At 45.2% G+C, this 13,008-nt stretch carries 13 protein-coding genes; 9 read left to right on the top strand and 4 right to left on the bottom strand.

The window, feature by feature from the left end; translation table 11 throughout:
• Positions 1-107 precede the first annotated feature (107 nt).
• From cbpA to KNQ05_RS10130, 5 genes are all read left to right on the top strand, one after another.
• A complete protein-coding gene (gene cbpA / locus KNQ05_RS10150) occupies positions 108-746 on the top strand; it encodes a cyclic di-AMP binding protein CbpA (RefSeq protein WP_088838175.1) in 639 nt (212 codons plus the stop codon).
• 64 nt (positions 747-810) lie between these two features.
• Positions 811-1,575 carry a pyrroline-5-carboxylate reductase family protein gene (locus tag KNQ05_RS10145; protein WP_088838174.1) on the top strand — a complete coding sequence of 255 codons (765 nt, stop codon included), beginning with the start codon at positions 811-813 and terminating at the stop codon, positions 1,573-1,575.
• A 174-nt stretch (positions 1,576-1,749) separates the two neighbouring features.
• Positions 1,750-2,313, top strand: coding sequence for a TetR/AcrR family transcriptional regulator (locus KNQ05_RS10140; protein WP_088838173.1), 564 nt, complete (start codon positions 1,750-1,752; stop codon positions 2,311-2,313).
• Between the two features lie 38 nt (positions 2,314-2,351).
• Positions 2,352-5,495: an efflux RND transporter permease subunit gene (locus KNQ05_RS10135; RefSeq protein ID WP_088838172.1), complete on the top strand. Its 3,144-nt coding sequence runs from the start codon at positions 2,352-2,354 to the stop codon at positions 5,493-5,495.
• 232 nt (positions 5,496-5,727) lie between these two features.
• A complete protein-coding gene (locus KNQ05_RS10130) occupies positions 5,728-6,390 on the top strand; it encodes a C40 family peptidase (RefSeq protein WP_214805285.1) in 663 nt (220 codons plus the stop codon).
• A 59-nt stretch (positions 6,391-6,449) separates the two neighbouring features.
• Here the strand turns inward: KNQ05_RS10130 and KNQ05_RS10125 are convergent, their stop codons facing one another.
• Complete coding sequence (locus tag KNQ05_RS10125) at positions 6,450-7,421, bottom strand: LacI family DNA-binding transcriptional regulator (protein WP_088838170.1); 972 nt, start codon at positions 7,419-7,421, stop codon at positions 6,450-6,452.
• 18 nt (positions 7,422-7,439) lie between these two features.
• Positions 7,440-7,694, bottom strand: coding sequence for a hypothetical protein (locus tag KNQ05_RS10120; protein ID WP_088838169.1), 255 nt, complete (start codon positions 7,692-7,694; stop codon positions 7,440-7,442).
• Positions 7,695-7,864: 170 nt separating this feature from the next.
• On the opposite strand from KNQ05_RS10120, the gene KNQ05_RS10115 reads away from it, so the two are divergent.
• Both KNQ05_RS10115 and KNQ05_RS10110 read left to right on the top strand, forming a co-directional pair.
• Complete coding sequence (locus KNQ05_RS10115; protein WP_088838529.1) at positions 7,865-8,323, top strand: MarR family winged helix-turn-helix transcriptional regulator; 459 nt, start codon at positions 7,865-7,867, stop codon at positions 8,321-8,323.
• Positions 8,324-8,494: 171 nt separating this feature from the next.
• Entirely contained in the window at positions 8,495-9,127 is a 633-nt protein-coding gene (locus KNQ05_RS10110; RefSeq protein ID WP_029332013.1) for an NAD(P)H-dependent oxidoreductase, read from the top strand.
• A 49-nt stretch (positions 9,128-9,176) separates the two neighbouring features.
• Here the strand turns inward: KNQ05_RS10110 and KNQ05_RS10105 are convergent, their stop codons facing one another.
• Entirely contained in the window at positions 9,177-9,899 is a 723-nt protein-coding gene (locus KNQ05_RS10105) for a WecB/TagA/CpsF family glycosyltransferase (RefSeq protein WP_214805283.1), read from the bottom strand.
• A gap of 81 nt (positions 9,900-9,980) precedes the next feature.
• Here KNQ05_RS10105 and KNQ05_RS10100 point away from each other — a divergent pair, with 81 nt between their 5' ends.
• Complete coding sequence (locus KNQ05_RS10100) at positions 9,981-10,640, top strand: uracil-DNA glycosylase (protein ID WP_029332011.1); 660 nt, start codon at positions 9,981-9,983, stop codon at positions 10,638-10,640.
• A 156-nt stretch (positions 10,641-10,796) separates the two neighbouring features.
• On the opposite strand, the gene KNQ05_RS10095 is transcribed toward KNQ05_RS10100, so the two are convergent.
• Positions 10,797-11,603 (bottom strand): Cof-type HAD-IIB family hydrolase, encoded by an 807-nt coding sequence (locus tag KNQ05_RS10095; RefSeq protein WP_214766381.1) that lies wholly within the window; start codon positions 11,601-11,603, stop codon positions 10,797-10,799.
• Positions 11,604-11,729: 126 nt separating this feature from the next.
• Here KNQ05_RS10095 and KNQ05_RS10090 point away from each other — a divergent pair, with 126 nt between their 5' ends.
• Entirely contained in the window at positions 11,730-12,992 is a 1,263-nt protein-coding gene (locus tag KNQ05_RS10090) for a hypothetical protein (RefSeq protein ID WP_214805281.1), read from the top strand.
• Positions 12,993-13,008: the final 16 nt, after the last annotated feature.

Raw genomic sequence — 13,008 nt, 5'->3', positions numbered from 1 at the left:
TAGTAGGGAATAGAAGAGAAGCAGGAAAAATGTATAACAGAACGAATAAGTACAAAGGATAAAGAAGTAGGTTACAACACAAAGTGAAATAGAGGAGGACGTTTTGTATGCTCGTGCAAAGTTTATGTATACCAAAACACCAATGTATCAAGATTTCAGAGACGGCAACGCTTCGTGAAGCGTTAAAGACGTTAGAAGATACAGGATATCGTTGCGTACCTGTACTCGACCAGTCAGGTCAAGAATTTAAAGGAAATATCTATAAAATGCATATTTATCGCCATGGGATGAATGGTGGCAGTTTAGATGACAATGTCATGACACTCATTAAGAACACATCAAAATTCATCTATACAGCAAGCAATTTCTTTGAAGTCTTCTTTTCGATCAAAGAATTACCATACATCGCCGTACTAAATGATGACGGTCAATTCTTTGGTATTTTACCGCACGGGAAAATGCTTGGGATGTTGGAAGAGGCATGGAATCGTGATTCAGGAAGTTACGTGTTGACGATCGCACTGAGTGAACAAAAAGGTGCTCTTGAAAAAATCGCAAAAATCGTCAACAAATACTCGACGGTTGCTAGTCTCATGACACTTGATGCCAAAAGTAGTGTCATGCGTCGTGTTCTCATTACCCTTCCGCTTGATTGTGATGAGAAAACAAAAAATAAAATCGTGAAGAAATTGAACGAAAAAGGGCTTCGTGTCGTCGCTGTCGAAGACTTGGAACTTCGTGTATAATTAAAAAGGAAAATACGAAAAGGACCTGGCACAACAGGTCCTTTTTTGTTGTGGGAGGAACGTTATGAACATTTTAATGGTTGGTGCAGGATCGATGAGTGAATCGTTGGTCAAAGGATGGATTGATTCAGGAATTGCGCCCGAATCAATTACGATGACGAATCGTGCAGATCGTAAGCGTTTATCAGAGCTCGCTAATGAACATGGTGTTCAAATCATTGAAGAAGAGAATATCGAGTCATTCGATATCGTCGTCTTAGCCATGCAACCTGACGGCGTACTGGAATACGTAGAGCGTCATGAGTGGACGAATCAACTGCTTGTTTCTGTCGCAGCACATATCACACCGGATGAAATTGAACAGATATCAGGTTGCGGTGCAGTCTGTGCGATGCCGAATACACCGGTCGCTTTTCGGACAGGGATGACAGGGCTTTGGTTCGGTCATCAAGTAGCGATGGAACAAAAACAATTGGCGACGGAACTTTTTCTACGCGTCGGTGAGGTGGTAGAAACGGATGAAACGACTATGCCGTTCTTAATGGCTGCTGCTGGCTGCAGTCCGGCTTTCTTCTATGAAATCGTAGGTGCGATGACTCCTGTTTTGACGGAAGCCGGATTTGAAGCACAACAAGCGCGACGGATCATCGCCCAAGCAATGAAAGGGTCGGCCGAACTTTTGCTTCAAGACGATCGACCGACTGAGGCATTGATTGATGATGTCGCGGCGGAGGGTGGACCAACTGATCGTGGGGTTCAAGTGTTACGTACGCATGAATTGAAGAAAATAATGCGAGCGGCATTAAGTGAGAGTGCACGCGAAGCGTAAATCGAACGACTTTAGGCATATTCCGTCACGGTTCAGACGAGAATGTGTCTTTTTTCGTAAAAATTGAAAACGTTTCACGTGAAACATGCATTGACGGTTGCATTATCAAATGAAAATTCGTATAGTGAAGAAATAAACCGTCTGGACGGTATAGTAAAAGAAAGGAGGTAACGTATGGTTAGTGCGAAAGCGTTAGAAACGAGACGGCGAATCACTGACGCGACTGTTCAAGTCATGATGAGCCGTGGGTTTCCGCAATTGACGTTAGAAGAAGTCGCGAAACAAGCGAATGTTTCTAAGGGTGGCTTATTGTATCATTTCGCTTCTAAAGAAGAGTTGCTGATGGGTGTGATTGAAGAACAAGAATCCCGTCAGTTTAAGCAGTATCAAGAATATCTGGATCAAGGTTTAGGTCAGATGGAAGCGTTTGTCACGTTACAAGCGAATCACGAGGAAGAGTTTCACTTGGATATCGATACGGTCTTGTTTTTGTTATCGTTCTTGAAAGAAAATGAAGCGTTTGTCGAAGAACGAAAAAAGCAAGTTAATCAGTTCTTTAATCAATTGATGGAGAGCGCTGATCCGGTCGAAGCGATGATGATTCGATTCGTATTAGATGGGTTGAAAATGTCGGAGCACTTTAAGTTCGCTCAGCCGTCAAAAGCAGAGCGTCAACAATTGGTCGAGCGTCTATTAAAACGGGCGCGCGAAATCGACCAAGCTTCAGATAAAGAGTAAATATGAAATAAAAAACAGAGAGAAGGCGAATAATTACCATGAAGCGTATCATTCAATTTTCAGTGAATAATAAATTTGCTCTTTGGTTGCTGACGATCATCATCACCGTCGCTGGGATTTATGCAGGAACGACGATGAAACTCGAAACGCTACCAGACATTACGACACCGACTGTTTCGGTAACGACGATTTATCCAGGGGCGACGCCTGAACAAGTCCTTGATGAAGTCAGTCGAGAACTCGAAAGTAAGGTCGAAAATCTAGGAGGCGTCGAGACGGTCCGATCGACATCTTTCCAAAACGCCTCAAATCTACAAATCGACTACAGCTTCAGTACGGATATGGATGAAGCAGAACAACAAGTCAAAGAAGCATTAGCGAATGTTGAATTACCAGAAGGCGCGCAAGAACCAAATGTCTCACGGATTTCATTCGATGCTTTCCCCGTTGTCGGTTTCGCAGTATCAGACGAAAAACGTTCACTCTCCGAGTTGACGAAGCTCGTCGAGACAGAACTTCAACCGAAACTTGAAGGGATCGAAGGCGCTCAAACGGTTCAAATCGCTGGGCAAGAGATTCGTCGGATTGAAATTCGATTCGATGATGAAAAGCTACAGCAATATGGATTGACAGAAGATAACGTCAAGCAACTGATTCAAGCGAATGATTCGCGTTTAGCACTCGGCTTATACGAGCTTGGTGACAAAGAGCAAGCTGTTGTGCTTGATGGAAAAGCTACGACGGTCACAGAATTAAAAAATCTTCGTTTGCCTTATACGCCGCAACAGGCAGCAAGCGATACACCGGCAGCTCCTTCACAAGCTCCGACGACGCCACAAGCGCCAACAGAAGGACAAGCACCAACAGAAGGACAAGCGCCAACACCAACACAAGTCCCGACTGTTAAATTGTCTGAGCTCGCAAAAGTAGAAGATAAAGGAATCGAAGAATCGATTTCGCGGTCGAACGGTGAACGTTCAATCGGAATTCAAGTGACGAAATCACAGGATGCGAATACCGTCGATGTCGTCACTGCCGTCAAAGAAACGATTCAAGATTTTGAAAAAGAAAACGGATCGGTCAAAACGTCAGTCACACTCGACCAAGGAAAACCGATTGAAGAGTCTGTCTCAACGATGATCAGTAAAGCCTTGATTGGTGCATTATTTGCGATCATCATCATCCTTTTATTTTTACGCAACTTTAAATCGACAATCATTGCAGTCATTTCGATTCCGTTGTCGTTACTGATGGCGATTCTTGTCTTGAAACAGATGGATATCTCGTTGAACATCATGACACTTGGTGCGATGACGGTCGCAATCGGTCGTGTCGTCGATGATTCGATCGTCGTCATCGAAAATATTTATCGTCGCTTAACGGATCCCGGCGAAAAACTTAAAGGTAAAGCCTTAATCATCGATGCAACACGTGAAGTGTTCATTCCGGTCGCATCATCAACAATCGTGACGATTGCTGTTTTCTTACCACTCGGGTTCGTAACAGGATTTGTTGGTGAACTGTTCCTGCCGTTCGCACTGACAGTTGTCTTTGCATTATTCGCATCGCTGATTGTTGCCGTAACAGTCGTACCGATGTTTGCTGACTCACTGTTCAAACGTGGGAAAGCACCGAAACCGGAAAAAGAAGATGGCGGGAAATTAGCGAGCTGGTACCGTGGCGTGTTGAACTGGTCCTTGAACCATAAATTAATCGTCTTCGGTCTTGCAGTCTTAATGCTTGTCGGAAGCTTTGCTCTCGTACCGGCGATTGGGGTCAACTTCTTGAATCAAGAGAGTGAAAAAACGTTTTATGTGACGTATAATCCGGAACCAGGTCAAACGCTTGATGACTCGCTTGAGGCAGCGGATCAAGCTGAAGCTTATTTTGATAAACAAAAGAATATCGACAATCTCCAGTTCACGGTAGGAGGCGAAAATCCACTTAATCCGGGAAATACGAAACAAGCGGTCTTCATCGCCCAGTATGATCCAGATACAGAGGAATTCGCAGACGTGAAACAACAGGCAGTGAAAGACTTGAATGAAGCCATCCCGACTGGAGAATGGAAAGAACAAGACTTCAGTGGTGGTGCCGGTTCATCTGGTGTTTCGTATTCAGTCTTCGCGAATTCAATCGAAGATCTAGAAACGATCACACCGAAGTTCGTTAAAGCAATCGAAGGTGAATCAAAATACGTTCGGAAGGTAACGACCGACTTAAAAGATTCATATACGCAGTACACGTTTGAAGTCGACCAACAAAAAGCTGCCGAGTTCGGTGTGTCGACAGCCCAACTCGCGCAAGGAATCGCTAACGTGCAAGGCGTCGAAAAACCACTTTCTACTATAAAAGTAGACGGGAAAGAATTGGACGTCATCGTACCAAACGAACAAACGACGTACGACTCGATTGATGATTTAGAAGAAGCCGATATCACGACGCCGCTCGGTGTTAAAAAGTTATCTGATTTCGTCTCTGTCAAAAAAGGCACGACACCGGACTCGTTAAATGAACGAGACGGGAAACTCGTCGCAACCGTGACGGCAGAACTGAAAACAGATAAAGCGACGGAAGCATCACAAGCAATTGACGATGCTGTCAAAACAATTGACCTTCCGACAGGTGTTTCTTACAAAGTCGGTGGGGTGACGGAGCAGATTCAAGAATCGTTCACACAACTTGGTCTTGCGATGGCAGCAGCAGTCGCGATCGTCTATCTCGTTCTTGTCGTGACTTTCGGTGGAGCATTGACGCCGCTCGTCATCTTGTTCTCACTTCCGTTCGCAATCATCGGTGGTTTACTCGCCCTATTGATTACTGGCGAAACGATCTCGGTTTCCTCACTAATCGGAGCCTTGATGTTGATCGGAATCGTTGTCACGAATGCAATCGTCTTGATTGACCGTGTCATTCATAAGGAAAATGAAGGTCTAGCGACACGTGAGGCCCTGCTCGATGCAGCAGGCACACGACTTCGTCCTATCTTGATGACGGCACTCGCAACAATTGGTGCCTTATCACCACTCGCCCTCGGTCTAGAAGGCGGCGCGTTGATTTCGAAAGGACTTGGGGTCACGGTCATTGGTGGGTTAACGAGTTCGACGTTACTCACACTTCTCATCGTCCCGATTGTCTATGAGTTCTTAGCACGTTTTCGGAAAAAGAAGTCAATCGATTAATTGATTTCAAACAAAAACCTCTCTGAAACAGGAATTATAGAATGGCTTCATAAAGCCGTTCTATAACCTGTTTTTTTTATTTTGTTACAAAAGTATTACAGGAAGGCATTCCTGTCAATAAACTGTAACACGAGCGATGGAATCAAAATGATAGGATAAAAACAGAAATTATCTGACAATTTAATTCGTTTTACATAACCGTCAACTTTACTTAAAAGGGGATTAGTAAAAGATGAAAGTATCGCTCTGGATCCGTTTATTTATACTCGTGACATTAGTCGTTAGCAGTTGGAGTTCCGTCCCACAAGCAACCAAAGCAGCATCGGTAAAAAAAGTAGTCGTTTCAGTCGATGTGTTGAATATCCGTTCGAAAGCCACGGTCAGTGGGAAGAAACTCGGTCAGCTGAAGCTCGGCCAGTCAGTCACTGTCACGAGCAAAACCTCAAACAACTGGTATCGGTTGCGTTATCAAGGTAAGACAGCGTACATCGTTGCGATGTACACGAAGAGCTACAATAAAAAAGCAACAGCGGGACTCTCAAAAACAGGTGCGACGATTGTATCTGTCGCTGAAGGGTTAAAAGGACGTCCATATGTCTTTGGTGCAACGGGTCCGACGAGCTTTGATTGTTCTGGATTCACAAGTTACGTTTACCGTGCGCTCGGTAAATCTTTACCACGTACGGCAGCCTCACAATATGCAGCAACGAAACGGACGGCACCAGCAGCCGGGGATCTCGTGTTCTTCACGCATGGCAGTGGCATCCAGCACGTCGGTATTGCAGTCGATGGTTCGACGATGATCAATGCTAACTCGTATTATGGTCAAGTCGTCAAAGAATCATTCCGCGGTGGGTATTGGGGATCGCGTTACGTCGCGGCAGGAACTTTATAAGAACAAGACAAACACCCGCTCTTGTGCGAGACAAGAAGCGGGTGTTTTAGTTCTCATTCTCAATCGGCAAAGGGAAGCTGTGCCGCAGTATTCCCCATCCGAAGGGTTGCCGGGATTTCGATTTGTAACGGTTGATTCGTGACATCACGCGTTACGAGCGAAAAAGCTTGTTGACCAATTAACGCATACGGAATCGCAATCGTTGTCAAATCGAGCACTTCTGCGAGGTCACTGCCATCGAATCCGATAACAGATAGGTCCTCCGGGATACGGTACCCTCGTTTTCTGAGCGCGATGATCAGTCCGGCAGCGACGTGGTCACTCGTCGTCATGATAGCGGAAGGGCGCTGTTTCTGACTGAGCCAATGTTCGGCGACGCGGGTACCATCTTCAATCGTCAACGTTTGCTCATACACCCAATCATTCGAATTAGGTTCGACGAGGTCGTGATAGGCTTGCTTGCGGGCGCGGCTATTCGTACTATCAGCCCGTCCAAGGCAAATACCGATCTGGTGGTGACCGAGTTGCTGGAGTGCCGTCAAGCCTTTACAAAACGCAGTGTAATGATTGATATAGACGGATGAGACATATTCATGCAACTCGCAAAAGACAATTGGACCGTATTGTTCGTACGAAAGAATTTCAGAGACGGCAAGACTGTGTGAGACGATGATTAAGCCATCGACTTCACGTTGCGCAAGCGCGCGTAAAACAGTTCGTTCATGTTCTTCGAAATAGTTCGTTTGCCACGTTAAAAAGCGATAGGCGTCCTCGAAGGCACTTTTAGCGATTCCTTGAAGAATCGCGGCATGATAGGGATGGTCGACGAACGGTAACATGACGCCAATCGTTTTCGTCCGTCCAGTCGAGAGATGGACAGCTGTCTGATTTCTGATGTAGCCGAGCTTTAAAATGGCTTCTTTGACGGCACGCCGTTTTTCTTCAGCGACATAAGGATGATCGTTGAGGACGCGTGAAACCGTCGTCACGGAAACGTTTGCTTCGTGAGCCAAGTCACGAATGTTCGTCATTCAAAATCCCTCCTATCCTTAGCTAGATAGTTGTTGTTCGAGTTGAATCCAGTGTTGCTTCGTGATCGGTCCGGACGACGAATCAGAGCGTTCGATTTGCTCCGTAATTCTTTCGAGAAGCTTCATTTTTTCAGCCGGTGTTAAATGGGGATATTGTTCAATCAAGGTATGTTTGCAAAGGTAATAACCGGTCGGCGTCCCGAGCTGCTCAATCGCAAGTTCGAAGGCGACGTTCCATTTGTAGAGACGTTTTAGTCGTGTATGAAGCGACATATAGAAGACCTCCTTAGTAGTGTATACCATGACGATAGACTATGGAACGCGTTCCACGGCAAGAACAATTTCAAGAGGAAGAAGGCATGAGGATTTTGACCGCAATTGACCAATGTAAAAAAGAGGACTATGATTATTTGCGAATCAAGATAAAGAGGGGCGAACGTAAAATGGAAGCGACAGATTCGAAACTAGCACTAAAATTGCTCGTAGTCTTATCGCGAACGATGCATGCTGTGACGGAACAAGTAAAAGCAGACATCAAGACCCATCAATTGAATCCTTCAGAATTTGGTGTGCTTGAGTTGTTGTATCATAAAGGCGATACACCGCTCCAGCAAATCGGCGACAAGATTTTATTGACGAGTGGAAGTGTCACTTACGTAGTAGATAAACTTGAAAATCGTGGACTACTAGCACGCAAATCTTGCCCGACAGACCGTCGCGTCACATTCGGTACGTTGACTGAGGCAGGTCAAGCGTTGATGGAAGAAACGTTCCCGAAACATGAAGCATTTTTGATGGACTTATTCAGCGACTTGACGGTTAGCGAAAAAGAACAATTGATTGATCAACTTAAACGAGTCGGGTACCGGGCAGATAATTATACGCATTCTGAAAAAGCGTAATGCCAGCCGATCCATTCAATCTAGATGGAATGTCACCGAAAGGTGAGATTTCATCTTTTTTGTTTGTCTTTTCATAGAGTTAATACTTTGAAATCAAACGAATTGACAAATGAAAATGATGTTGGTATGTTTAGTTACAGAAATTACTTTAAATAAAAAGGGGAAATAAAAATGACTAAATTACTTTATGTAACTGTAAACCCAAAATCTACGGAACATTCGTTCAGCCTTCAAACAGGTGAAGCGTTCCTTGAAAGCTATAAAGCAGCAAACCCGAATGCAGAAGTAGAAGTACTTAACCTCTACAGCGAAGACGTCCAAGAAATCGATACAGACGTATTAAGTGCATGGGGCAAATTCGCGACAGGTGAAGAGCTTTCAGAAGTCGAAATCGCTAAAGTCGGGACAATGACGAAACACCTCGAGCAGTTCATGGCAGCTGACGAATATGTTTTCGTTACACCAATGTGGAACTTCTCATTCCCGGCACGTCTCAAAATGTACATCGACAGCGTTCTTCTTGCTGGAAAAACATTTGCCTACACAGCTGAAGGTCCAAAAGGATTGATGGAAGGTAAAAAAGCACTCCACATCCAAGCAACAGGCGGCGTTTACACAGGTTCTGGTTTGAACTTCGGTGACGATTATCTCCGTCAAGCACTCGCATTCACAGGTGTGACTGAATACGACGCGCTCTTCATCGAAGGTATGGCGATGAACCCAGAAAAAGCAGAAGAAATCAAAGAAGAAGCAATCGCAAAAGCGAAAGAACTAGGTCGTGCGTTCTCAACGGTCAACGCGTAAGTTAAAAAAATCCCTTCGTCCGAATGACTGGACGAAGGGATTTTTTTGATTAGATGTGTGATTTTTTACGTAGAACAAGCAATGCAAACAAAACGAGGTCCTTCAGTTTCTCGAAACCGCGAGGGTGTGTCGAAATACGGTAAAGCCATTCTAGTTTTAGTTTGCGGAACACTTTAGGGGCTCGTTTGCTATGACCGGACCAAACATCGAAGGCACCACCGACCCCGATGAAGATGCCGCGATCGACGAGATCATAAACGGAAGCAATCCATTGCTCCTGCTTGGGTGCTCCGAGCGCGACAAGGATTAAATCAGCCTGTGCAGAGCGAATGGCGTCGGCAGCTTCCTGATCCTTACCGAATCCATGAAATGTCCCGACGAACTGGATATTCGGAAAACGGATCGATAATTGTTTAATCAACGATTTCATGACTTCCGGGCGACCTCCGAGTAAGAAGACACGTTTGTGTAAATTGTCAGCCGTTCGCAACAATTCCCGTGCTGTTTCAATTCCAGGAAGCGTCGCCTGCAATGGGTTGCCTAGACGTTTACTGGCGGCAGTCACACCAATGCCGTCTGGTGTGATGAACGTCGCCCTCTTCAGGATGGCGTTGTATTCCGGATCACGCAAAGAGCGGAGAACGAGCTCAGGATTTGCCGTCACAAGAAAAGCTTTTTCATTGTCGTGTAAGACTGTTTTAATATGGGTATACCATGTCGATGGTGTGGCATTGACGAACGGTAACCCGAAGAGTTCTGTTGTTTGAATCATTGTTAATCCACCTCATTTTCCATCATAGCAGAACCCATCTAAACAAACAGGGTCCTAAGACCGAAAAAGGAGTGAAGTTGTATGCATCCTGCTTGGCAAACGATTTTAAAAGAAGAAAAAGAAAAAGAATATTTTCAACAACTTTGGTCGTTCGTTCAATCGGCCTATCAAGAGACAACGGTTTATCCGGAGAAGGATCGGATTTTTCATGCGTTTGATGCGGTCGCACCGTCAGCCGTTCGATGCGTCATTTTAGGACAGGATCCTTATCATGGACCTAATCAAGCGAACGGATTAAGCTTTTCCGTGAACGACGGGGTCAAGATTCCACCGTCGTTACGAAACATGTATAAAGAACTTGTAACCGATTTAGGATGCACGCAACCAACGACTGGAAATCTCGAAAAGTGGTCGGATCAAGGGGTGTTCCTCTTGAATACATCGTTGACGGTCGAAGATGGGAAGGCCGGATCCCATGCTAAAAAGGGCTGGGAGGCCTTTACTGACCGAGTGATCGAAGTACTCAGTGCACAGGAGGAACCGATTGCGTTTATTCTTTGGGGAAATCATGCAAAAAGTAAGAAAGTATTAATTGATACCTCGCGTCATCTGATAGTGGAGTCGGTCCATCCGAGCCCGTTATCGGCGAACCGTGGTTTTTTTGGAAGTCGGCCTTACTCGCGTGTCAATCAGTGGCTCGAAGAACAAGGGCGCCAACCGATTGATTGGTGTATCTCATGAAACAGAGAATATTCTAAACGGGATTAGACGGTTGACAAACGAACAGGAAATTCTGTTTTGGGTAGGAGGTTCACTACAAAAAGCCGAATGATTTCCCCCTTTTAAGTGCGGGAAGACATTCGGCTTTTTGTAGTTAGCGCATCGTCATCTGAAAACTCAATCCATCATGAATTGTTCGATGACGAGTGCGATGCCGTCTTCATCGTTTGAAGCCGTCATATGCTGAGCGCGCTCTTTGACGGTATCGGCAGCATTTGCCATCGCAACACCGAGGCCTGCCCATTCAATCATCGATAAGTCGTTGTTGCCGTCCCCGCAGGCGATGACGTCTGCTTGTTTAATACCGAGGTGACGAGCGAGAAGTTCCAAACTCGTACCTTTCGTCACACCAGCTTCTGTGAACTCAAGGAAGAAGGGTTTAGAACGTGCGACTGCGAGTTGACCCGCAAGTTCGACTTGAAGTTGTTGTTCGACTTCCGCTAAGCGTTGTTCTTCAGCAAGCATCAGACATTTGACGACTGGCTCTGTTACGGAAGCTTTAAAGTCCGGTACCGTGATGACGTCCATCCCCGTCAATTGACCTTCAAGCGTCGTATACTCGTTCGGTGTCTCCGTAAAAATTTCGTGACCGACGTACGTATGGATATAGATGCCTTCACGACGACTTAAATCGTAAAGCCCATGAACCGTTTCCGGGCTGAGTGTACTCGAAAACAGTGATTCGTTTGTCTGACAGTTGATGATGGATGCACCGTTGAAACTAAGGATGAAACTTCCGTAACGTTCGAGTTCAAGTTCCTTCGCTAAATCAGTCATCGCATAAGTAGGTCGTCCGCTCGCGAGGACGACTTTTTTTCCACGACGTTGTACGTCGAGTAGTGCCTGTTTCGTTTTTTTGGAAATCGTATGGTCGCTCGTCAACAATGTATCATCAAGATCGAGCACAATCATTTCGTAAGCCATTCAGTGTAAGCCCCTTTCAATTATCTGTTCTATCGTATCAAGCTGCCTCCTATTCGACAATATACTCTCCTTAGGAAGAGTATGATACAGTTTGATTAGAGCACGAATGGAAAGGATTCAACCACTATGAGATATGTTGCCATTATTTTATCGACCCTATATTTAGCAGGATGTGGTCTGAGCCTGCCGCACCCTGCGACCTTACTACAGCATCCGGCCCTACCGAAATGGGAGACTGCATTAAAGGAAAAAATTGAGCACGACCTCCCGGAACGAGCAGAAATCATCGCCCCCCGAAACCAGTCGATATCACGGTTATATGAATTGATCGACCTGAATCAGGACGGTCATCAAGAAGCGGTCACCTTTTATCGGACTGAAGTGAACGGAGACTTCCAAATTCATTTATTGGTTCACGAGCGTAAACAAGAGAGTTGGTCATTAAAGGTACGACGACCGATTGCAGAAGGAAAGACAATCGACCAACTGCATGTTGTGTTGAATCCGATGAAAACGTCTAATCAATTAGTGATTGGTATATCGAACCTTGAGACGAACACGGTTTATCTCTTAAAAAATCTCCTTCAACCAACGGCAGACATTACGAAGGTAGATACATACGATCGAGTCACGATTGCTGACTTAAATCAAGATCAGCAACAAGATATGCTTCTTTTGAAAAAAGGGCGACCGGCAAAAGTGATGTACTACAAGGATGTGTTAAATCCATCTGATCGCCAGGCGATGTCTTTGACGACAAAAGAGGGTGACTTGTTCGCGGATCATGATTTGTTTGAAGTTGATTCGATTGATGTGTCTAAAAAAAGAGGATTGCTCATTTCTTTTACACGTGATGCCGCGATGCATGTGGCGCTGTTTCAACTGGACGAAGGTCGGCTTGTGCAGCATACATTCGGCAATCAAACAGAAATCATCGAACCGATGTATACGTATCCGAAAGACGTCGATAAAGATGGAATCGTAGAGTTTGCACACCAGTACACACCAAAAAACAGCAGTGGTCCGATTGGTGAGGATAAACCGCGTATCACGGCCTATTACACATGGAACGGCTTGGACGTGTCGCCTTTTCTCGAATCGGGATTTGAACTCCGAGAAGAACAATACATCGATTTAGAATACAATTTCGTCATGCGCTTCCCGGCGCGCTGGGCGACGCGAGAGACGATTGATAAAAAAGATAATCGGATCCGCTTCATCAATCAGGAGACGAACGGAATCGATTTCGAAATCGAAGTGATTCCGAAAAATCAGTACATTGCCAGTCCGCAAAAAAAGAAAATCAAAGAAGGCATTGACTACGTTTATGTCGTGAATGTCACAAAATCATATGAAGAGTACGCAGCGAACGTAACGCTCGTCGAATAGAGTCGAAGTAGGAGGA

This window comes from Exiguobacterium sp. s125 (assembly GCF_018618605.1).
In the GTDB taxonomy this organism is placed as follows: Bacteria; Bacillota; Bacilli; order Exiguobacteriales; family Exiguobacteriaceae; genus Exiguobacterium_A; species Exiguobacterium_A oxidotolerans.
Note: the sequence above shows the minus strand (reverse complement) of the source record. Positions and strands in the feature narration are given on the sequence as shown.